We start from the raw sequence: 21,444 nt of genomic DNA on the forward strand, positions 1-21,444 counted from the left end.
GGTCAGAGGCGGACGCCGGCCATTTGCTGCATGGGCAAAAGGGCCCCGTAGTGCCGGATGACCATCGCCGCGATGGAATGGGCGAAGCGGGCCGCGTCGGTCGGGTTGCGGCCGGCGAGGCGGGCGGCCAGATAGCCGCCGTTGAAGCTGTCTCCGGCGCCGGTCGTGTCGAGCGGGTCGACAGCCATCGGCGCGACGGGTGTCAGGCCCATGTCAACCGCCACGAGCGCGGCCGCGTCGCCGCACTTCACGACAATCTCCCCGGGGCCGTGGTGGCGAATGCGCTCCACCGTCTCCGCAGGGGCGGCGTCGCCGAAGAGCGCCTTCTCGTCGTCGAAGGTCGGCAGCACGATCGAGGCGGCCGCATAACCGGCGCGAATGGCCGCGCGCGCCTGGTCGCGATCCGGCCAGAGTCTCGGCCGGTAATTCGGGTCGAAGGCCACGACCGCGTGGTTGGCGCGCGCGGTCTCGATCATAGAAAGCAGTTCGCCGCGGGCATGGTCGTCCAGGATCGCCAGCGTGATGCCGGAAAAATAGATCAATCCCGCTCCGTGGAGGCTCGCAGCCAGCGCGCGGCGGTCGTCGGCAAGGCATCGCGCCGCCGCGAAACGTCGCCAATAGGTGAAGGACCGTTCGCCGTCCTTGTCCAGGGCGATCGCGTAGATGCCCGGAACCCGGCCGGCGATCACCGGGCTTTCGGCGATGCCGATGCCGTTTTCAGCGAGGAAGGCGATCTGTTCGCGTGAGAAGGGATCGTCGCCGAAGGCGGACACGTAGTCGCAGCGCGTCGAGGATGGCGAAAGCGCGCGCAGATACCAAAGCGTGTTCAAGGTGTCGCCGGCGAAACCCTGCTGCCATGTCGCGCCTTCACGGCCCGACAGTTCGATCATGCATTCGCCGATGGAAACGATCCGGGTCATGGCCTGCCTTGCTGGCGTGTCGGGTGGTCTGGGTTCCGTTCCGATACAGCACGGGCGCGACGGATTGGCAAGAAGGCGGGTCCTCGGGGACGGGCCGATGACAATCGCGTGTCGCAGGCGCTTCCCACGCTGGCGTTTGCCCAATGTTTCAAGGGGTTTCGGCGGTGGTTTTCCACTGTCGTATGAATGTCATCTGCGGCGGTAGAATAGGCGTCACCGATTAGGGCGGGCTCGGTTGACATGCATATCAAGGCGGTGATCTTCGATTGGGCCGGGACGCTGGTCGATTTCGGTTGCTTGGCGCCGGTGGTGTCAATGCAGCGCGCATTCGAGGAATCGGGCGTCGCGCTTTCCGCCGCCGATGTGCGTTCGGCGATGGGTCTGGGCAAGCTCGATCATGTCCGCGCGATCGGAAACAATCCCCGCATTGCCAGGGCCTGGGCCAAGGCGCAGGGCGCTCCCTTCGAGGATCGTGACGCGCATCTCGTGCATGAGCGGTATCGGCTCATCAATCGGCACGTGGCCAGCGAGAGGGGCAAGCTGGTGGGGGGCGTGCTGAATGCGAGCCGGGCGCTGCGCGCACGCGACATCCTGATCGGCACGACCACGAGCTATTCGCGCGACATCATGGAGCCCGTCATCGCCGTGGCGCGGGCGCAGGGGTTCGAGGCCGACGCGGTCGTCTGCGCCGACGACGTGCCGGAGTGCCGGCCGGCGCCGCTTGCAATGTACCAGGCCATGGTCACGCTCGGCGTCTATCCCGCGTCCTCGGTGATCAAGGTCGACAACACGGTGCCGGGGCTGATGGAAGGCAAGGCGGTCGGGGCGTGGACGGTCGGCATCAGCGAGACGGGCAACGAGATGGGCCTTGCCGAAGACTCCTTTGCGATGCTTCCGGCGCGCGAAAGGCTCGACCTGGTCAATGCGGCGGCCAAGCGGCTGACCGATGCCGGCGTCGATTACGTAATCGGTTCGGTGGGCGACATGCCGGCCATCATCGACGACATCAACGAACGTCTCGCCGACGGCGAACGCCCCGAGCTTCTGGAGTTCGAACCGGAAGCGGCGTAGCATATCCGTACCGAATTGAGCGCCGATTCGGCGCTCGACCGATACCGCCCATTGAACGACAGACACCCTGCCGCAGAGGCATCGGAAAGTATTTGTTCGCCGGATAAGTTTATTTCGCGATTTTTCGCATGATTGTCACACGCTTCGCGTAGCAGGGGCAAACCTTTTTCAGGATACTGATTCGTCGTCATGCGCTACGCACTCTACTTCACGCCGCCCAGGGACCACGCGTTGACGCGCGCGGCGTCGAGCTGGCTCGGTCGCGACGCGTTTTCGGGCCTGACGCTGCCGCATGCGGAGCGGACTGGCCTGGCTTTGGGCGAACTGGCCTATTTCACCGCAGTGCCGCGCCGATACGGTTTCCACGCCACGCTGAAGGCGCCGTTCGAGTTGGCCGAGGGCTGGAGCGAGGCCGATCTCGTCGAGGCGGTCGAGATGTTCGCCCGCGACGCTTTCCCGGTCAGGATCGACCGGGTGATGGTGGCGCCGCTGGGCGGATTCTTCGCGATCGTACCGGAGGAACCCAACCCGGCGCTGAACGATCTCGCCTGCCAGGTGGTGGCGATCTTCGACCGGTTGCGCGCGCCCTTGAGCGAGGTCGAGTTCAGCCGTCGCGATCCCGACAAATTGTCGACGTCGCAATTGCGCAACCTGCAGAACTGGGGATACCCCTACGTCTTCGACGAATTCCGCTTTCACATGACACTGACCGGTCATGTTGAGGCGCCGGACCGGCCGCGGATGAAGGCGGCGCTCGACCGGCATTTCCAGCCCGTGCTGGCCGAGCCGCTCGACATTGATCATCTGGCGATCTTCATCGAGCGCGAGCGGGGGGCACCGTTCGAGGTGCATACGCTCTTCCCGATCAGCGCGAGCGGCAAGCGCCGCATCGCCTGAGGTCTCACAGCCGCCCGTTTTGCCTGAGCACGGCGGCGTAGCGCTCGGCCTGCGGCAGGCCGGCCTCAAGGGCGAATATGTAGGCTTGGGTGTAGAAGAAGCAGGCGACATCGATGGCGCCGCGTGCGGCATGCGCATCAGCCGCCGCGCCATAGGCATACGCCAGTTCCGCGCCATCGCCGGCGCCATGTGCCGCCAATATGGTCGCATCGAGCGTGTCGAACACGGATGGTGCAGCCATCACGAGGCCAGTTGCGTCGCGACCCAGCGGTGGAACATGTGCGTCGGTCCGTCCATCGCAGGCGAAAACCGTCCGCCGTCGAAGTGAAGGGCGCTTCTCCCGCGCTGCATGCCTTCGACGACGAAAATGTCTTCCTCGAAGACGACCTTCCAGAGCGCCGTGTTCTTCGCGCGCAGATCGGCCATGTCCGACTGAAGCGCGCTTTCGGCATGATAATAGATCTCGACATGCTCGACCGTGCGTTGCTGGCCCGCCGGTTCGAGCAGAATGGCGAAGGAATGGTCTCGGTGCACACCGAGGAGCACGTTCGGATAGAGCGCGATGTATTCGGCCGCCGTCTCCCATTTGCTGCCGAGGCCGGCGGCGTCCTCGAAGGTCTCACCCGCATCGCCCTGCAATTGCCGATAGACCGTCGTGCCCTGGCCGGAAAAGGCGCCGGGCTCCTCGATATTGTAGTGATCCTCCAGCCGCGAATAGCTGTTCAGGCCCGGATGGACCCAGGGCAGGTGGTAGCTCTCGCAGTAGTTCTCGACGGCGAGTTTCCAGTTGCTCGCAACCTCCAGCGCGAAGCCGGACCCGGGGCCGGCGTGGTGCAGCGGCTGATCAAATTCCTTCCAGCGTTCGAGGGCCTTGGCGTTGACCTGCTCGAAGGGGGCGGCCGTGCCCGAGAGGTTGACGAAGACGATGTCGCGCCAGACATGCGATGCCACCTCGATCAGGCCGAGCGTGTCGCGATCGACCGCCTCATGGGTGTTGTGTCCGGGGCCGCCGACATGCGGCGTCGCCTTCAACGCACCGTCGAGATCGTAGCACCAGGAATGGTAGGGGCAGCGGATCGCGCCGCGAATGCGGCCGGGTTTCTCGATGAGGATCATGCCGCGGTGGCGGCAGATGTTCTGGAAGACCCTGAGGGTGCCGTCGCGGCCGCGGATCATCACGAGGGGCTGGCCGAGGAAATCGATCGGCTTGGCGTCCCCGTTTTCCGGCACGTCCTTGGCGAAGCCTATTCCGGCCCATTGTTCGAAGAACAGCTTGCGGGCTTCAAGGTCGAACCAGTGCGGATCGGTGTAGTGCCGGTTGGGCAGGCCGTTCGCCTTCGCGACCGGTTGCAGAACGCGCGCCAGCGCCTCATCCGTCACATGCTGGTTCATGGTCAGCCTCCACCGGGGTCCACGGGTCGTTCGACCGGGAGTTTGGGCGGGGGAAACGGTCTTGCCCATGCGGATTTGAGAAATCGGCATGTCCAAACGCGACAGATCACGCGATTGACCTCAAAATCGCTTTGCCATACTCCGCGAGGGTCAATCGACCGAAAGGCTCGGGCGTATCCGCCGTGTTCCATTTTCCGTTGAAATCGCTGGCCTGGATCGGCGCCGGTCTCTGCATCATCCCCATTGTCGCGGTGGCCATCACCGCGCTGGGCGGCACGATGGAGACCTGGACCGGCCTGTGGTCCACGGTGATGCCGCGCTACATCTGGAACACGGTGCAACTGGGCCTGCTCGTCGCGATCGGCACGGCGGCCACCGGTACGGGCGCGGCATGGCTCGTGACGCTCTGCCGCTTTCCCGGCAGTCGCATTCTCGAGATCGTGCTGGCGCTGCCGCTGGCATTCCCGGCCTATGTGCTGGCCTATGCCTACACCGATCTGCTCGACCATCCGGGGCCGGTCCAGACGGCTCTGCGCGCGGTGACGGGGTGGGGACCGCGCGACTACTGGTTCCCGGAAATCCGGTCGCTGCCGGGCGCGGCGCTGATGCTGATCTTCGTGCTCTACCCCTATGTCTACCTTCTGGCGCGCGCGGCGTTCCTGCGCCAGTCGCCGACGGCTTATTTCGCGGCGCGGACGATGGGGCACGGGCCGTGGAGCGCCTTCTTCCGCGTCAGCCTTCCGGTCGCGCGGCCGGCCATCGCCGGCGGCACCATCCTGGCGCTGATGGAGACGATCGCCGACTTCGGCACCGTCGCACATTTCGGCGTGCAGACCTTCGCGACCGGCATTTACCAGGCATGGTTTTCGATGGGGGATCGCGCCGCGGCGTCGCAGCTCGCCTTCTGCCTGATGCTGGCCGCCCTGTTTCTCGTCGTGCTGGAATCAAGGCAGCGGGGCGGGGCGAAGCACCACCAGGCGGGCAATCGCAGCGAGGCCATGTCGCTCCACCATCTGTCCGGTTGGCGGGCGGCAGCGGCGATCTTCGTCTGCCTGATCCCGGTCATGGTCGGCTTCGTCATTCCGCTTGCCGTTCTCCTGGAAATGGCGATCTCGTCGGGACAGAACCCGTTCGAGGGACGCTATCTCGGCTTCATCCAGAATTCGCTGACGCTCGCCTCGATCGCCGCCATTCTGACGGTGGTCGGCGCCGTGCTGGTCGGTTACCGGGTGCGGCTGGCGCCGGGCAAAGCCGCTGGCATCACCAAGATCCTGTCGGGCATCGGCTATGCGCTGCCCGGATCGGTTATCGCGGTCGGGCTCCTGGTGCCGTTCGCCCGGCTCGACAACACGATCGATTCCTTCATGCGCGCCCATTTCGACATTTCGACCGGGCTGCTGTTCACCGGCTCCATCGCGCTTCTGGTGATGACCTATGTCGTGCGCTTCATGGCCGCTGCCCTGTCGGCCTTCGACACGGGGATGAGCCAGATCAAGCCGAATGTGGACGCGGTGGCGCGGACGCTCGGGTCCGGCACGCTTGGCATGCTGTTGCGGGTGCATCTTCCGCTGATGCGTGCGAGCCTTCTGACGGCGGTGCTGATCGTCTTCGTCGACACCATGAAGGAACTGCCGGCAACGCTGATCCTGCGGCCGTTCAATTTCGACACGCTGGCCGTGCAGGCGCATCGCCTCGCGTCCGACGAGCGGCTGGCGCAGGCGGCCGTGCCGTCGTTGGTCATCGTCGCTTTCGGGCTGTTGCCGGTGATCCTGCTCTGCCGGACGATCGCGCAAACCCAGCAGACGCGAGAGCCGGCGAAAGCGCCGGCTCCTCTGCCGCTGGAAGCGTAAGGCCGCCGGTTCGGGCGGCCATTGCGCGTTACTTGAAGCCGACGGCGTTGAAGATCGCCTGCGCTTCGGTCTGATACTCGCCAAGAGCCGACAGGTTCAGGTCGTCGCGCTTGAATTCGCCCAACTGGGTCACCGACGCCGACAGGCCGACGCCCTCGACCACCGGGTATTCGTCATTGCCGGATGCGAAATATTCCTGCGCGGAATCGGAGGCGAGGTATTCGAGGAACTTGATCGCGTTGTCGCGGTTCGGCGCGTTCTTGAGGACGCCGGCGGCGGACACGTTGACATGGGTGCCGCGGCCGTCCTGGTCGGGGAAGACCCAGCCGATCTGCTCGATGCCGTCGCTGACACCATCGACCTGCGAGCGCAAGGCGCGGGCGAAATAGTAGGTGTTGGCGACCGAGATGTCGCATTCGCCCGAAACCAGGCCCGCGAGCTGGTCCGTGTCGCCGCCCTGCGGTTGGCGGGCGAGGTTGGCTTTCAGGCCTTCCACCCAGGCCTTGGCCGCGTCGGATCCTTCCTCGGCGATGCGCGAGGCGAGCAGCGACAGGTTGTAGATGTTGGACGCCGAGCGGATGCAGATCATGCCGCGATATTTCGGATCGGCGAGTTCGTCATAGGTCTGCGGCGGTTCGGAGACGCGGTCCTTGTTGTAGAAGATGATGCGCGCCCGCGTGGAGAAGCCGAACCAAAGATTGTCCGGATGCTGCAACGCCTCGGGAATGCGTTCTTCCAGCACTTCGCTTTCGACGGGCGACAACAGGTCGGCGTCGGCCGCACGCCAGATGCGGCCCGCATCGACGGTCAGAAGCACGTCGGCAGGGCTGTTGCGGCCTTCCGCCTTCAGGCGTTCGATCAGCTCGTCGGCATTGCCTTCGATACGGTTGACGCGGATGCCGGTCGCTTCCTCGAAATCCGCATAGAGGCGCTCGTCGGTGTCGTAGTGGCGCGACGAATAGAGGTTGACCGAGCCGTCGGCCCAGGCCGCCGATGCGGTGTAAAGGGCGGTCGTCGCAGAGATCGCGGCAATGGCGATGCGCGTTCCAAATCGCATGAAATGCTCCCGTCTGTCTTTTTCTTGCAGTCCGTCGCCGACCACCTGTGGCAAGCGCATGGGGGTGTCAAGAAAAAAGTTGACAGATTCGGTCGGGTTTATCTGGAATGATTCCAAACGACGGTCTATATAGGTTCCGTTACGGAGACGACTCATGCGCCTGACCAAGCAGACGAACTACGCCTTTCGCATCTTGATGTATTGCTCTGCCAATGGCGGGCAGTTGAGCCGAGTGGCCGAAATCGCCAAGGCGTATGGCGTCTCGGAACCGTTTCTGTTCAAGATTCTGCAGCCCCTCAACGAAGGCGGACTGATCGAGACGGTACGCGGCCGGAACGGCGGCATCCGACTGGCGCGTGAGTCCGCCGACATCACTCTGCTCGATGTGGTTCGGTTGACGGAGGACAATTTCTCCATGGCCGAGTGCTTCGAGCGCGACGACGCGGAGTGTCCGCTGGTGGAAACCTGCAAGCTTTCCGCGGCGTTGCGCGAGGCGCTCAACGCCTTCTTCGGCGTGCTGGCGAAGCACACGATCGCAGATCTGGCGCGCCCCCACGATGACATTTCCTTCCTGCTGGGCCTCGAGGCCCGCAAGGAAGCGCTGGCGGCCGTCTGATCGAAGTCTCTTCCTGACAGCTTCATCGGATTGCACTTTTTTGCCATGTTTTTAATGACATGGCGAAGGAGCTCGCCTTATTGTCGCGAGGCCGCCCGGCGCTTGCCGGAGGCGAGAACAATCACGCCGCGTTGATCGAGGGAGGTCGGAACCATGAGCTGCGAAACCCGGCAGGCAGATCGTCACCTGACGAGAGCACAGGCAGGCAATCCGTCAGGATCGCGGGCGAGACTTGTCGCCGCCGTGGCACTGGCGCCTATCCTGCTGGCCCAGCCCGCATGGGCGGAGTTCGCGAATCTGGCGACGGCTACCGCACGCTCCGGCGAGACCGCTGTCGAAGCGCAGGCGGCCGTTCAGACCGTTCAGCTCGCGCCGGCGCAGCCCGGCCTCTCCGTCAGCCCCTCGCTCGACCTCGATATCGGACGGGGCGCTGATACCGAGAATGCCGACGAGGGCGATGTCGTGACCGTAACCGTCACTGTTGCGAATACCGGCGACGTGGCGACGGGGGGCGTCGTCGTCGACAATGCGCGGCTGAGGATCGGCTATCTGGTCGTCGAATTGCCGGCGGCTGGTTTCGATCAATCCAGCGCCGAACTCGGCCTCGACGCGTCCGCGACCTTCGTCACGACACACACGCTGACGACCGAGCAGGTCTACCGCGCCGTGGCCGGTGACGGGATCGTGCTGGAGGCCGGGGCGAGCGGCACGGCGGGCGCTATCGTGGTCTCGGCCACTGCCGACCCGGTGAGCGTCGCGGTTCCGGCCCATGCGCAGATGGCGATCGTCACGACGAGCGACCTGAGCAAGGCCGAAGGCAACACCCGCGATGGTGCCGAGGCCGGCGATCAGATCACTTTCACCTACCTGGTGGAGAATACCGGCAACACCGCAATCGAGGACGTGGCCGTCACGGTCGATCTCGCCGGCAAGACGGTAACGTCGGCCGGTACGCCGGATCTGGGTGTCGAGCCCTTCACTGTCGAGGTCAAGACGGAAGATCCGTTGGCGCTGAACGCCGACACGGAGGAAAGCGCTGGCGTATATGACGTACTCGGGCCGGGCGGGGCGGTGACGTTCATCCATGTCCATACCCTGACCCAGGCCGAATACGAGGCCCAGTAGTCGTAAGACTCACAACCGGCAGGCCCTGCGGTGGAGCGACTGACATCGATTTGGCGGCACAGGCCGCGGGCGAGCTTCCGGCTCTGGCTGCTCCTGATGCTTTCGCTGTGCCATGGTTTGCCCGCGCAGGCGGTCGCCGGCGAATTGGTGAACCGCGCCGTCGCTTCGGGTCTCGGCGGCGGGGCGCTCATCCAGTCGGACACGGCGCGCGCCGTGGTCGGGATCGAGCCGGCCAGACCGGGACTGCGCGTGTCGGTCGACGTCGCCATCTCGGGCGATGCCGCACCCGGATTGCCCCGTGGCGACCGGCTGGATTATGCGATCGTGGTGGAGAATGTCGGCGACATCGCGCTGGCCGGCGTTCGCCTGGCGCTTGAATTGCAGCAGGGCGGACAGGCCTTCGCGCCGAGCGAGCCGCCGGGATATCGGGGTGGCGACCTGACCAATCCCGGCATCCTGGATCGCGGTGAGATCTGGCGCTACTCGGCCAGCTACCGGCTGACACGCGCCAATGCCGAGATCGGCGGCGAGATCGCTGCCGAGGCCAACGCTACCGCGAAGGGGGCCGGGCGCTCGGTTTCGGATCGCCAGGTGACTGCGTTCGTCATGCCGCCCCTGCAGGGCATTGCGCCGGGACTGATTTCGCTTTCCCATACGCCGAGCACCACGGAAGCGGCGGTCGGCGACCAGGTCGACTATACGATCACGGTCAGCAATCGCAGCTCAAACGAACTGTCGGCAACCCTTGTCGCCACGCTGTCGGAAGGCACGGTTCTGGTGGACGGCAGCGCGTTTCGCGACGGTGAACTCGCCGACGTGTTGCTCGACGGGCAGCAGGCGAGTTTCGGTACGCTGACTGTCGCGCCGCATGAAAGCATGTCGCTTCGCTATCTCGGCGAGATCGAAGAGACGCCGCTGCGGGGATATCACTCCAATTCCGCAAAGATCTTCGACGCGCGGAGCCGGATCGCGCTGGCGCCGCCTTCGGAGGCGACGGTGCGCGTGGGAGACGAGCCGTTGGGCGACTGTGCCGCGATTTCGCTGCTTGTCTACGAGGACGCGAATCGCAACGGCGTGGCCGACACGGAGGAAGGCGGCATTGCGGGCGCCCGGGTCTCGGTCGACGGCGGCCCTGTCCTGACCACCGACCTGCAGGGCCTTTATTCGTCACCCTGCGTGTCACTGCCGCGACTGAGCGGTGTCCAGTTGCGTTTCGCACTCGACGAGGCGACGCTCGGGGAGGGCTATCACGCGACCACGAGCAACCCGATGACGCTGGGGATCGAGCCGGGCGGCCAGGCGTCGGTCACCTTCGGTGTGGCGCAATCGCGCGTCGTGCGCCTCGATCTGAACGCGGCGGCCTTCCGTCGAAACGAGGTAACGCCGGATGTCGGCCTTGCCGAGGGCATCACACGGTTGATCTCCGAACTCACGCGTGAGCACTCCATCCTGCGCCTGACCTACCATGCTCATCGCGAGGCCATCGACCTGCCGGAAGCGCGGCTCGAAACCGTGCGCAACGCCATTCTGGAACGCTGGGCGGCGGCAGGCGCGAGCTACGATCTGGAAATCGAGGCGCGGGTGGCCGGAAGCGGCGAATGACGGCGTGGTGCGCCGCATAACAAGGGTTGACGCCGGCTTGGTGCATCAATATTTCAAGATTTATTGATATATTGGGTTGGCAGGATGGACGTTTCCCGCAAATACGCCGCCGAGTTCATCGGAACCGCTTTTCTGCTGGCGACGGTCGTCGGCTCGGGCATCATGGCCGAGACGCTGGCCGGCGGCAATGTCGCCATCGCCCTGCTCGGCAACACCATTCCGACCGGCGCCATCCTCGTCGTGCTGATCACCATGCTCGGTCCGATCTCCGGCGCGCATTTCAACCCCGCGGTGACCTTCGCCTTCTGGCTGCGGCGCGAGATCGCCGCGCGGGACGGTTTGATCTATGTCGCCATTCAGGTGGCCGGCGGACTTGCGGGCGTCTGGGCTGCGCATGCGATGTTCGCGGACGACATCTTCCAGGCTTCCGCCAAGATCCGCACGGGGGGCGCGCAATGGTTCGCCGAGATCGTCGCCACGTTCGGCCTCGTCTTCACGATCTTCGCCACCATCAAGGCCAATGAGAAGGCGGTCGCCATGGCCGTCGGTCTCTACATCACCGCGGCTTACTGGTTCACCGCCTCGACCTCCTTCGCCAATCCGGCGGTGACGATCGCACGTGCTTTTTCCGACACGTTCGCGGGAATTCGGCCGCTTGACGCGCCGATGTTCATCGTCGCCCAGTTCTTCGGCGCTACCGCGGCCTTCATTGTCTGCAAGTGGCTGCTCGCAAATGGAAAAGATGCCGCCGAGGCGGGTTGAAGCGAGCCGGGCGATCTGGTTGTAATCCACCCCTTGGCTGAGAATGGGGAGGAGAATACGCATGAGCGGCTTTATTCTGGCGATCGACCAGGGCACGACGTCGTCGCGCGCGATCGTTTTCGACGCGGAGCAGGCAATCGTCGGGATCGGCCAGAAGGAGTTTCCGCAGCACTTCCCGAAATCCGGCTGGGTGGAGCATGACCTGGAGGACATCTGGGGGACCGTGGTCGACACCTGCCGAGATGCGATTGCCGATGCGGGGATCGCGGCGTCGGACATCGCAGCGATCGGCATCACCAATCAGCGCGAGACGGTGGCCTTGTGGGATCGCAGGACCGGCGAACCCGCCTGCCATGCGATCGTTTGGCAGGACCGGCGCACCGCCGACTTCTGCGATTCGTTGAAGGCGAAGGGCCACGAGCCTGAATTCACCGAGAAAACCGGTCTTCTTCTCGACCCGTATTTCTCCGGAACAAAGGTCACCTGGGCGCTCGACAATGTGGACGGGCTGCGCGCCCGCGCCGAAGCCGGCGAGATCGCTTTCGGCACGATCGACACTTTCCTCATCTGGCGGCTCACCGGCGGCGCGCGGCATGTGACCGACGCGACCAACGCTGCGCGCACGCTCATTTACAACATCGCCGAAAACCGCTGGGACGACGGCCTTCTGGAGATCCTGCGCATCCCGTCGTCGATCCTGCCCGACGTGCTCGATTGCGCGGCCGATTTCGGCACGGCCAAGGCGGAGATCTTCGGCGCTGAAATCCCGGTCTACGGGGTCGCCGGCGACCAGCAGGCGGCGACCATCGGTCAGGCCTGTTTCGAACCGGGCATGTTCAAGTCGACCTACGGAACGGGCTGTTTCGCGCTGCTCAATACGGGGACGGACAGGGTCGTCTCCGGAAACCGGATGTTGACGACGATCGCCTATCGGCTGGGTGGCGAGACGACTTACGCGCTGGAAGGCTCGATCTTCATGGCTGGCGCGTCGGTGCAGTGGCTTCGCGACGGGCTCGGCCTCATCGAATCCGCCGCCGAGAGCGGAACCATGGCCGAGAAGGCGGATCCGGAGCAGGACGTCTATCTGGTGCCGGCCTTTGTCGGCCTCGGCGCGCCGCATTGGGACGCCAACGCCCGGGGGGCACTGTTCGGCCTGACGCGCGGCACCGGGCCGAACGAAATCGCGAAGGCGACGCTGGAGGCCGTCTGCTACCAGACGCGCGATCTCCTCGAGGCCATGCACCGCGACTGGGACGCACCCGACCATACGTCGACGACATTGCGCGTCGATGGCGGCATGGTGGCGTCGGACTGGACCATGCAGTGCCTGGCCGACATGCTCGACGCGCCCGTCGACCGGCCGGTGGTCAAGGAGACGACGGCGCTCGGCGCCGCCTGGCTGGCCGGCTCGCATGCCGGCGTCTGGCCGGGTCGCGACGGGTTTGCCAAGACCTGGGCGCTCGAAACGACCTTCACGCCGAAAATGGACGAGGCGGAACGCGCGCGCAAATATGACGGCTGGCTGGATGCGGTGAGGCGGACGTTGAGCACCGCCTAAGCCGTTACTGTAGTTGAAATTCGATCACCTCGGGTCGTGACGGATCGGCAAGGCGAAGGATGGGGCGCGCATTGGCGTAGCTGCTCCATCTGTACCAGACCTCGCGGTCGAGTTCGTCGTCGTAGCTGTCCAGCAACACGCCGACGAACGGGTCGCCGGTCGGCGTTCCCTCGTGGTCGGACACGCGTTGCGACAACCGGTTGAGATGCATGTCGAAGCGTTTCGCCACGCCGTCCTCGCCGAAGACTGGGACGAGATAGAAGCCGCCGTCGTCGCCTTCGTCATAGCCGGAAAAGCAGGAGAAACCCGGCTGTTGGACCTTGTCTTCGGCGCTCTCTTGCACGGGCTGGCAATACATCACGCCCGAGAAGACAAGCATGTTGTCGAAGATCCTGTCGGCGGGATCGATCCTTGCGGCGATGCGAAGATAGATGCTGCTGCGATCGAGCATGGCCTCGAAGCCGGCTTTGCTCAGCCCGTCGGGCCGGTCCGATTCGATCGTGACGAGAATGTCCGTGACCGCGAAATCGCCGTGCTGGCGCAGATTGTAGTCGCTGTCTTCGCTTTCATGCTGAAGCACCATGCGGTCGGATGTCGGCCGGTCCGCCAGGAGGTGAAGGTAGATTTCGGGGGCCGCCAATCCGCTCGAAACGCCGATGCACATGAAGGCGAAAGATGTGAGCAGGGAAGGCAGGATGTTGGACGGTCTCAATGGATTAGGCCTTCTGATCGTGTTTGGCGGTTCGCGTGCGGCGTCCGCATGTTTGTTGCTCGTGAACCGGCCTTTGGGCCGGGGCAGGCCGATCTTCTCTGCGATCATCCCAGTTCGTTGCCGTGCTCGACATCCGACCAGTGCTGGTTGACCGGAAGCTTCGACGCGCGCCGCTTGATGTCGGCGATGCGCACCGGTTTGAAGTCCCACTGATCGACGCCGACATTGACGCTGTTGCGTGACCCTTGCCACTGGTCGTGGACGTGGCCGAAGAGTTGCAGCGCGCCGCGCCGCGCGCCGTTCCAGGTGATCATCGGATAGTGGCAGAGCGTCAGCAACTGATCGCCGTCGGTGATTTCGGCCATGTATTCGACGCTGCGCCAGGGAAGGGAAATCACTGCCTCGTCGTCGTGGTTTCCGATCACCAGATGCTTTCGGCCCGGCAGGCTGTGAAACCAGCTTTCGAAGCGTTCGATGCTGTCGGAGCGGCCGAAGGCGAAGTCGCCGATGATCCACAGGTCGTCATCCTGCGCGACCAGCGCCTGGAAGTTGGCGATGATCCGCGCATTCATGTCGGTGACAGATTGGAACGGCCGGCCGCAGAATTCGATGATGCGTTCGTGGCCGAGGTGGAGATCGGCCGAATACCAGTTTGCCATGTGTCCCGGCCGTCTCGTGATGCAGGTAAAGGCCTCAGCCCGTGCCATCGAACCATAAGCGGGAAGTGTCCCGGGATCGAGTTTGACCGCCCCTCCTACTTCTTGGGAAGGGACATTTTTTCGAGGATGTTCAAGGCGGCGCTGACGGTTTGCAGTTCGGTTGGGCCAAGCTGCTTCAGCAGTTCCTCTTCGCGCGCCTTCAGAAGGTCGGTGAGGGCGTCGTAGCTCTTTCGGCCCTTCGAGGTGAGGGCAAGGTGCTCTATGCGGCGGTCGGTCTCGTCGCGGTTGCGCTCCAGCCAGCGCCGGCTTTCCAGCGCGGAGACGGCGCGCGAGACCTTGGTCTTGTGCAGGCCGGTGCGGCGCACGATCTCGCGCGCGGTCAGCGTGTCGGCCTCGCCGAGATGGGCAAGAACCTGCCATTCAGGGCGCGTCATGCCGTGCTGGTCGCGGTAGACGGGCTGGAAGTGGCGGCTCACCGCCTCGGAGACTCGGTCGAGGCGATAGGCCAGAAAGCTGTCGAGCCTGAAGCTCACAAGCCGCCCTGCGCGGTGACGAAATCCGCGATCTCGGCAACGCCGTCGCCATGTTTCAGGTCGGAGAACAGGAAAGGACGCCCGGCGCGGCCCGTTTCGGCGTCGCGGCGCATGCGATCGAGATCGGCTCCGACATAGGGCGCAAGATCGGCCTTGTTGATGATGAGGAGATCGGAACGCGTGATCGCCGGTCCGCCTTTCCTCGGAATGTCGTCGCCCTGGCATACCGAGATCACATAGAGCGAGAGGTCGGCGAGGTCCGGCGAGAATGTCGCCGCCAGATTGTCGCCGCCGGATTCGATGAAGATCACGTCGAGATCGGGCACGCGTTCGCGCAGCCGCTCGATGGCGCGCAGGTTGATCGAGGCATCCTCGCGGATGGCGGTATGCGGGCAACCGCCGGTTTCCACGCCCTCGATGCGTTCGGCGGGCAGCGCCTGCATGCGGGTCAGCGCCTCGGCGTCTTCGGCCGTGTAGATGTCGTTGGTCACGACGCCGACCGAGAGCTTGTCGCGCAACGCCTTGCACAATTCTGCGGTGAGCGTCGTCTTGCCGGAGCCGACGGGGCCGCCGATGCCGACGCGCAAGGGGCCATTGGGGGAGGTGGTCATGACAGGAACAATCTCGATTGAAGCGTTTCGTGTTTCATGGTCGCAATGTCTGCGAGAATCGTGCCGCTGCCAAGATCGTCCAGCGTGGACAGAGCGGCACGCTCGGCGGCCGCGGCGATCATCGGCTCCAGTTCGGCGAGCAGGCGCGCCGCGCCGCGCTGGCCGGTGACGGAGAGGCGGATGGCGGCTTGCAACTGGTTGGCGGCGAAGGCGTGCAGGAATGCGGCGAGGCCGTCGGCAAGCGGGATCGACTGCAGGCCGCAGGCCGCGCCGACGGCGACGCAGAGCGGAGTGCTGCGCGGCGATGGCAAGACGCCGGCCTCGAACCAGTGCTGCGCCGCCTCGATGAAGCCGGAACCCTGGTCCAGCGTCTCGCGGTGGCGTTCCGCCGAGCCCGTCATGGCGCTTGCCAGATCGGCAATCTCGTTCAAGGTCGTTTCGTCGCCGGCCGCGCGCCAACTGGCCGCGAAGAAGACCGCGTCGTTCCACGGCGCGCCGCTTGTCAGCAGGCGCGAGATCCATTCCCTAAGGTCGTCGGTGTTCGTCACGGCGCTGGCGCTCACGGCCTGTTCCAGCCCGGCGGAATAGGCGAAGCCTCCGGTCGGGAAGACCGGCGAGAGCCAAGACATCAACCGAAGGAGATTGGCGGAACCGCTCATTGCTTCGCCCGTTCGGCGAGGTCGGCGAAATCGCCGATCATCGCGTAATGCAGCTCACGTACGAGTTTCAGCGACGGGCCGATCACGAACAGGGCCGATCCGACAACGAAGCACCAGATCGCCGGCGTTTCCCATGTCTTGTAGAAGAACATCCAGGAGCCGACGAGAAACAGCACGCCGGCGCAGAACTGCACGATCGTGAAGGCCAGCTCGTAGGCGGCGTAGAGCTTCTCGTGCCGTTTCGAGGCGTTGCGGGTGTTGGGCGCGAATGGTCTCATGCGACAGCCTCCCTGTCCGGCACTGCGCGAGCCGGTGTCAGTGCTCCACAGCTCGGGAAAACAGATGGATGACGAGAACGCCGGCGATGATCAGGCCGAGGCCCAGGATCGCCGGCAAATCGAGGCGCTGACCGAGCATCAGCCAGGCGGCAATGGCGATCAGCACGATGCCGGCGCCGGACCAGATGGCATAGACGATGCCGGCCGGTATCACGCGGATCGGGAAGGACAGGAGCCAGAAGGAGAGCGCGTAAAAGGCGATGGTGACCACGCTCGGCCACAGCCTGGTGAAGCTGTCGGTGCGGGCCAGCGCCGTCGTCGCGATCACTTCGGCCACGATCGCGGCGCCCAGCAGGACATAGTTGGTGAAGAGGCTGGATGGCATCGAAGACGTCCGCGCGCGATGTTGCCTTCAGTGGTCGTGACCATGATCGGCATGATCATGGTCGCCATGTGTGTGGCCGTGCCCGTGATGGTGGTGGTCATGGCCGTGCGCGCCATGCGCGTCGCCATAAGCGCCGCCCTCGGGGTCGAAGGCCGCTTCGGTCTCGGTCACCGACGCGCCGAGACCTTCCAGCATGTCGCGGATGACATGGTCGCGGCGGATCAGGATGTGGTCAGCGAATATCTGTGCCGGCAGATGGCGATTGCCGATCTGCCATGCCAGCGCCAGCAGGTGACGCGCGTCGCGGCCGCGAACGATGCAAAGCGCCTCCGGTGCGGCCATGACCTCGATGACGCGCCCGTCATCCAGCATCAGCCCGTCGCCATGGCGCAGCAACCGCGCTTCGGCGAGGTCGAGCAGAAACTCGATGCCGTTGTCGGAGACCATCTTCATGCGCCGGCGATGGCGCGCGGTCTCGTCCAGCGTGATCGTGCCGGCGGGATTGTGGAAATGGCGGGTGACGGAGGAGGCGGTGGGCATGGGCGAAGACTACACCGGATGCGCGGTCCCGCGCCAGCGCCGCAACGCTGGCGAAGTGCGATTTCCCCGTCCGCGGGCGAGCCTCTCAGAGGCGAGACATGACCTTGCGAATGGCGGCGTCGCGGGTCGTGCCGCGGGCGCGGAAGGTGTGGTCCGGCGTGTTGAAGAGTTCGTTCATTTCGCGTGCCACGGCGATCGTTCCGGCAAAACCGGTAACGGCGCGGCTGAAGGAAGAGAACAGGTTTCTGCTGTTGCCGGACATGTGTGTACACCCTCGTTAGACGTTTGCGTCGGATATAAGCGGCATGCTGCAGCGCAACAATTGCGTCCAGCGGATGGCAGCCATGCGTTATCGGGATGGGGAGGTGTCAGGTCGTGCCGCGCATACGCAGACGACGAATCGCCCAGAGGACCACGAGGCCGAGCAGCAGGATCATGGCGACGGTACTCGATGCCGCTTTCGCCTGTGAATGCCAACTGGCCGCCGACACCATCTGCGGCGTGATGCCGTCCGGTCCGCTCGCCAGCATCGCCGACACGTCCCGGTTTTCCCAGTAGTCGAAGATCATGCCGGGGAGGGCGGTGGCGGCGAGGAGGTAGCCGAACGGGCCCCAACTCTTGGGCGAGAGGCGGAGCATGGACCAGCCGAGTGTCAGCGCGAGCAGCGCCGGATAGGCGGTATCCAGCCTGTGCTGGACGGACTCGTAGAAATCGACACCCTCGGGCGACAGCGCGCGCAGAAACGCGCGCGCCTCGTCGTAGGAATAGCCGCCCGGGCGCAGGTCGAAGACCGTCAGTCCCCCGGCGTCTTCGGTCAGGACCGGGATGGACCAGGCCATCATCACGCCGTAGACGGCAAGCGTGACAGCGACGAGGAACCAGAATGCCAGGTGCCTTCTCATTGATCGTCAGCTCAAGACGAGCTTTTCGATCTCGTGGATCGGGTGATTGGTCAGATCCTTGCCAAGCTCGGCCACGACCTTGTCGGCGACTTCCTTGTGCAACTCCTTGCGCAGATCGCCCAGCACATGCGGCGCGGCGACAAGCACGATCTCGTTGAAGCTGCCCTTGTGGGCGTGGCCATAAAGCCGCTGCGCGATGTCCTTGGCGAACCGCTCCTTCTCGACGCGATGCCAGTCGGTTTCCTGCACGGCGCTGCGATGCGAGCCGCCGTCATTCAGCCGCCCCGGCCGGTCGGCGGCCTGGTCGCGTGTTGCGGGGTTGTCGTTCTCCAGTTCGCGGAAGACCGTGAGGTTGGGGTATTGCTCGTCGCCGTCATTGCGCAGGAACAAGGCCTTCTCGCCGTCTGCGACAACCAGCCAGCCGTCGTTCTTCAGCTTAATATCCGACATGAAATCCTCCATTCTTACGAAACCCGGCACCTAAAGCGCAGATTGTGGCGAAGTTGCAGTTGATTCGGATCAACCGGGCGTCGTGTTCCAGGCGGAAAAGCGCCGGAACGTGTCTCTGCGAGGTCGCGCGCAATCACAGGTGGTGATTTGCCGCTGCGGCAGGGCGCGACACGGAAGACGTGCGCCAATGTTGCGGGTTTGCCACGGGCAGCGGGTGAAGCGGTTTTCCTGCGAAAAATCACCTCGCAATTGCGCCTCAGGGTTGGACAACCCCGGCCTCGATGTGCTTTCAGGTTGTAATTGTCCGTGGTTCTAAGACTGCTTTTTTAAAGACTTATGGGGGTCGCAAATATGTCGTGGGGGAATGTGAAATCGGCCGGTTGCGGCCGGGTGACGGTTGCTGTCTTGCTCGGGGGTACGGCGTTCGCGATCCTGCCTGCTGTGTTGCCATCGGATATCACCGGCGGGGCCGACACGGCGCTCGCTGCTTGCTCGGGCAATGGCGTTTCCGGCGGTTTGGGATTCTACGAGGGCAATGGCGACGCGAACGTGATCAACTGTTCCGATGTCGTCGCGATCAAGGCCAAGGGCAACGACGACACGCTGAACCTCTCGGGGGTTATCGGGCTCGCCGAGGGCAACAATGGAAGCGACACCTTCAATGTATCCAGCGGCCTGATGGACAAGCTGGACGGCGGCAATGGTGACGACACCTTCAACATCACCGGCGGCGGAATTCTGGCCATTTATGGCGAGGATGACGATGACACGATCAATCTAAACGGCGGCGCGGTCGGACTTATCGATGGCGGTGACAAGAAGGACACCATCAATCTGAACAGCGGCCTGTTCGGCGCCGTCCTCGGCGGCAATGGCGCCGACACAATCACGCTGAGCGGCGGATCACCCTCCGATGACGGTTTCGGGGCCTATATCGATGGCGGCGGCAATGACGACACGATCAATCTCAACGGCGGCTTCTTCGGGGTCGTGCTGGGCGATCGCGGCGAAGACACCATCAATCTTGCCGGAGCTTCGAGCATCGACGGCGGCGCCTATATCGACGCTGGCGACGACAACGACACGTTCAACTGGTCCAGCGGCAGCCTCTTCCTCTTCAACGGCGGGGGCGGCAACGACAAGGCGCTGGTGACCACCTCCAATTTCAGCGGCGTGCCCGCGCTGAACGGCGGCGGCGGCAACGACGACGCGCTGACCTTCGACGGAATTGACTTCTCCGTCCTGAACTTGACGCTGTCGAACTGGGAGACGATCACCGTTCGCGACGGCGTGATGAACATCACTCCGCTGGTGCTTTCGACCGTCAACCTCGCGTTGAGCGAGGATGACGGCAAGGGCCTTGTCATCGAGAGCGACGCGGGGTTGGTCGTCAACAACAACACCCTGGCGCTGACCGGCGACCTGAGCAATTCCGGCTATGTCGACATGCAGGACGGCGCGGCAGACGACGAAGTCGACATAAGCGACGACTATGTCGGTGGCGGCGATCTGCTGGTCGACGCCAATTTCTCCACCAACATGGCCGACATGCTGGACATCGGCGGCGATGCGAGCGGCACGACCGAGGTTGGAGTCAGCGACGTTTCCGGACCCGTCGTCACCGGCGAGAATGTTCTGGTCGCGAGCATCGGCGGGGCCAACACCGCCGCCTTCGTGCTGTCGCCCAACCAGATGACCGGTGGGTTCAAAGGCCTCTTTGCCGGGGCGTTCGAATATGATCTCGAGACGATCGGGAACGATATCTACCTCGTTTCCAGCTTCTCTCCGGCCGCGCCGATCTACGATGCCTACGGGCAGAGCCTTTTGGGCCTTTACCGCACGCCGACCATGCAGGAGCGCATGGGCGACCGGTACATGGACGAGGTCGGCGCAGGGCCGGCGTTCTGGGGACGCGTGTCGGGCTCGCATAGCGAGTTCACGCCGTCGTCGATCACGGATGCGGCTTTCGACCAGTCGATCTGGCGGATCGAGGCAGGGGTCGACGGCATTCTGGAGGACGGGGATGACGGCACGGTGGTCGCCGGTTTCAGCGTCGAGTATGCCGACGGGCGTTCGGACGTGACTTCGCCGAGCGGCGCGGGAGACATAACCAGCCGGGGCGCGGTGGCCGGCATTTCGCTGACCGCTCTGCAAAATGACGGCTCCTACGCCGACCTCCAAGCGCGCTTGGGCTATTCCGACAACGACCTCTCCTCGGATGCCTGGGGATCGTTGGCGAATGGTGTGAACGCGGTTGGGGGGGCGCTGTCCCTGGAGATCGGCCAGAAATTCCGCATGGGTGACGGCTGGTCGATCACGCCGCAGACGCAGGTGAGTGGCACGGTCGTGCACATGGACGGTTTCACCGGTCCGGTCGGCGAGGATGTTTCGTTCGCCGATGCGATGAATGTGGCGTGGCGCAACGGGCTGTCCGTCGACTGGTCCGGCGCCAGTGCCGGCGGGACAGCGACCCTCCACGGCATCGCCAACCTCGTCTACACGTTGGCTGGCGACAGCACGGCCACCGTGTCTGGCTTCGATCTCGAGAGCAGCTCCAGCGATAACCTGAGCGGCGAGATCGGTCTTGGCGGCACGCACCACTGGGGCGACCGCTTTGCGCTCACCGGACAAGTGCTTGCGGCCAAGGGCTTTGGAGACGGCGCGGACGAAGGCTACCGGTTCAGCGGAAGCGTAAGCCTCTCGGCGAAGTGGTGACAGGCAAGAACGGGATCGGCGGGCGTCGTCGCTGACGCCTGCCGAACCGTCATCGCTCTTGATACGAATGACTTGGCCGCTCGGCGGCATGTCGTGTTGACGAGGCTTGCTGGGCCCGCACATCGGGCACCCGGGTTCTGATTGCCTGTC

The 21,444-nt window shown here is 64.5% G+C and carries 24 protein-coding genes; 9 read left to right on the top strand and 15 right to left on the bottom strand.

All coding sequences use genetic code 11. The features are described 5' to 3' along the window. Positions 1-2: 2 nt before the first annotated feature. Positions 3-920, bottom strand: a complete 918-nt coding sequence (locus tag MRY80_RS14750; RefSeq protein WP_293291789.1) for a sugar kinase — start codon at positions 918-920, stop codon at positions 3-5. A gap of 240 nt (positions 921-1,160) precedes the next feature. Between MRY80_RS14750 and phnX the strand changes: the two genes are divergently transcribed. Then, positions 1,161-1,991, top strand: a complete 831-nt coding sequence (gene phnX / locus MRY80_RS14755) for a phosphonoacetaldehyde hydrolase (RefSeq protein WP_293291790.1) — start codon at positions 1,161-1,163, stop codon at positions 1,989-1,991. Between the two features lie 189 nt (positions 1,992-2,180). Further along, positions 2,181-2,888 (top strand): DUF1045 domain-containing protein, encoded by a 708-nt coding sequence (locus tag MRY80_RS14760; RefSeq protein ID WP_293291791.1) that lies wholly within the window; start codon positions 2,181-2,183, stop codon positions 2,886-2,888. Between the two features lie 4 nt (positions 2,889-2,892). Here MRY80_RS14760 and MRY80_RS14765 read toward each other — a convergent pair whose 3' ends face one another. Together MRY80_RS14765 and MRY80_RS14770 are read right to left on the bottom strand one after the other, a co-directional pair. Continuing rightward, entirely contained in the window at positions 2,893-3,129 is a 237-nt protein-coding gene (locus MRY80_RS14765; RefSeq protein WP_293291792.1) for a hypothetical protein, read from the bottom strand. Continuing rightward, complete coding sequence (locus MRY80_RS14770) at positions 3,129-4,280, bottom strand: aromatic ring-hydroxylating dioxygenase subunit alpha (protein WP_293291793.1); 1,152 nt, start codon at positions 4,278-4,280, stop codon at positions 3,129-3,131. Before MRY80_RS14770 ends, MRY80_RS14765 begins: the two co-directional genes overlap by 1 nt. Before the next feature lie 182 nt (positions 4,281-4,462). On the opposite strand from MRY80_RS14770, the gene MRY80_RS14775 reads away from it, so the two are divergent. Continuing rightward, a complete protein-coding gene (locus MRY80_RS14775) occupies positions 4,463-6,130 on the top strand; it encodes an iron ABC transporter permease (RefSeq protein WP_293291794.1) in 1,668 nt (555 codons plus the stop codon). Between the two features lie 28 nt (positions 6,131-6,158). Here MRY80_RS14775 and MRY80_RS14780 read toward each other — a convergent pair whose 3' ends face one another. After that, on the bottom strand, positions 6,159-7,187 hold the full coding sequence (locus tag MRY80_RS14780) for a Fe(3+) ABC transporter substrate-binding protein (RefSeq protein ID WP_293291795.1): 1,029 nt from the start codon (positions 7,185-7,187) through the stop codon (positions 6,159-6,161). Positions 7,188-7,341: 154 nt separating this feature from the next. Between MRY80_RS14780 and rirA the strand changes: the two genes are divergently transcribed. From rirA to glpK, 5 genes are all read left to right on the top strand, one after another. Then, positions 7,342-7,803, top strand: coding sequence for an iron-responsive transcriptional regulator RirA (gene rirA, locus MRY80_RS14785; RefSeq protein ID WP_293291796.1), 462 nt, complete (start codon positions 7,342-7,344; stop codon positions 7,801-7,803). Between the two features lie 153 nt (positions 7,804-7,956). Beyond that, positions 7,957-8,928 carry a hypothetical protein gene (locus MRY80_RS14790; RefSeq protein ID WP_293291797.1) on the top strand — a complete coding sequence of 324 codons (972 nt, stop codon included), beginning with the start codon at positions 7,957-7,959 and terminating at the stop codon, positions 8,926-8,928. A gap of 30 nt (positions 8,929-8,958) precedes the next feature. After that, entirely contained in the window at positions 8,959-10,530 is a 1,572-nt protein-coding gene (locus MRY80_RS14795) for a hypothetical protein (protein WP_293291798.1), read from the top strand. An 84-nt stretch (positions 10,531-10,614) separates the two neighbouring features. Then, a complete protein-coding gene (locus MRY80_RS14800; RefSeq protein ID WP_293291799.1) occupies positions 10,615-11,292 on the top strand; it encodes an MIP/aquaporin family protein in 678 nt (225 codons plus the stop codon). 61 nt (positions 11,293-11,353) lie between these two features. Next, positions 11,354-12,850, top strand: coding sequence for a glycerol kinase GlpK (glpK, locus tag MRY80_RS14805; RefSeq protein WP_293291800.1), 1,497 nt, complete (start codon positions 11,354-11,356; stop codon positions 12,848-12,850). A 4-nt stretch (positions 12,851-12,854) separates the two neighbouring features. Here glpK and MRY80_RS14810 read toward each other — a convergent pair whose 3' ends face one another. From MRY80_RS14810 to MRY80_RS14860, 11 genes are all read right to left on the bottom strand, one after another. Then, a complete protein-coding gene (locus tag MRY80_RS14810) occupies positions 12,855-13,562 on the bottom strand; it encodes a hypothetical protein (RefSeq protein WP_293291801.1) in 708 nt (235 codons plus the stop codon). A 104-nt stretch (positions 13,563-13,666) separates the two neighbouring features. Further along, on the bottom strand, positions 13,667-14,221 hold the full coding sequence (locus tag MRY80_RS14815) for a metallophosphoesterase (RefSeq protein WP_293291802.1): 555 nt from the start codon (positions 14,219-14,221) through the stop codon (positions 13,667-13,669). Positions 14,222-14,316: 95 nt separating this feature from the next. Further along, the gene (locus MRY80_RS14820) at positions 14,317-14,754 is read right to left on the bottom strand and encodes a MarR family winged helix-turn-helix transcriptional regulator (protein WP_293291803.1); all 438 of its coding nucleotides are present in this window, start codon (positions 14,752-14,754) and stop codon (positions 14,317-14,319) included. Then, positions 14,751-15,365, bottom strand: a complete 615-nt coding sequence (ureG, locus tag MRY80_RS14825) for an urease accessory protein UreG (protein ID WP_293291804.1) — start codon at positions 15,363-15,365, stop codon at positions 14,751-14,753. The genes MRY80_RS14820 and ureG overlap by 4 nt, the downstream gene beginning before the upstream one ends. Continuing rightward, on the bottom strand, positions 15,362-16,024 hold the full coding sequence (locus MRY80_RS14830; protein WP_293291805.1) for an urease accessory UreF family protein: 663 nt from the start codon (positions 16,022-16,024) through the stop codon (positions 15,362-15,364). Before MRY80_RS14830 ends, ureG begins: the two co-directional genes overlap by 4 nt. Further along, the gene (locus tag MRY80_RS14835; RefSeq protein ID WP_293291806.1) at positions 16,021-16,302 is read right to left on the bottom strand and encodes a YrhK family protein; all 282 of its coding nucleotides are present in this window, start codon (positions 16,300-16,302) and stop codon (positions 16,021-16,023) included. Before MRY80_RS14835 ends, MRY80_RS14830 begins: the two co-directional genes overlap by 4 nt. A gap of 37 nt (positions 16,303-16,339) precedes the next feature. Beyond that, positions 16,340-16,687, bottom strand: a complete 348-nt coding sequence (locus MRY80_RS14840; RefSeq protein ID WP_293291807.1) for an SMR family transporter — start codon at positions 16,685-16,687, stop codon at positions 16,340-16,342. 27 nt (positions 16,688-16,714) lie between these two features. Continuing rightward, entirely contained in the window at positions 16,715-17,227 is a 513-nt protein-coding gene (locus MRY80_RS14845) for an urease accessory protein UreE (RefSeq protein ID WP_293291808.1), read from the bottom strand. A gap of 85 nt (positions 17,228-17,312) precedes the next feature. Further along, positions 17,313-17,489, bottom strand: coding sequence for a hypothetical protein (locus MRY80_RS14850; RefSeq protein WP_293291809.1), 177 nt, complete (start codon positions 17,487-17,489; stop codon positions 17,313-17,315). A gap of 106 nt (positions 17,490-17,595) precedes the next feature. Continuing rightward, a complete protein-coding gene (locus MRY80_RS14855) occupies positions 17,596-18,129 on the bottom strand; it encodes a hypothetical protein (RefSeq protein WP_293291810.1) in 534 nt (177 codons plus the stop codon). Between the two features lie 6 nt (positions 18,130-18,135). Beyond that, positions 18,136-18,579 (bottom strand): host attachment family protein, encoded by a 444-nt coding sequence (locus MRY80_RS14860; RefSeq protein WP_293291811.1) that lies wholly within the window; start codon positions 18,577-18,579, stop codon positions 18,136-18,138. Positions 18,580-18,969: 390 nt separating this feature from the next. Between MRY80_RS14860 and MRY80_RS14865 the strand changes: the two genes are divergently transcribed. Next, positions 18,970-21,294 carry an autotransporter outer membrane beta-barrel domain-containing protein gene (locus tag MRY80_RS14865; protein ID WP_293291812.1) on the top strand — a complete coding sequence of 775 codons (2,325 nt, stop codon included), beginning with the start codon at positions 18,970-18,972 and terminating at the stop codon, positions 21,292-21,294. Positions 21,295-21,444: the final 150 nt, after the last annotated feature.

Source organism: Oricola sp. (assembly GCF_022763245.1).
GTDB lineage: Bacteria > Pseudomonadota > Alphaproteobacteria > Rhizobiales > Rhizobiaceae > Oricola.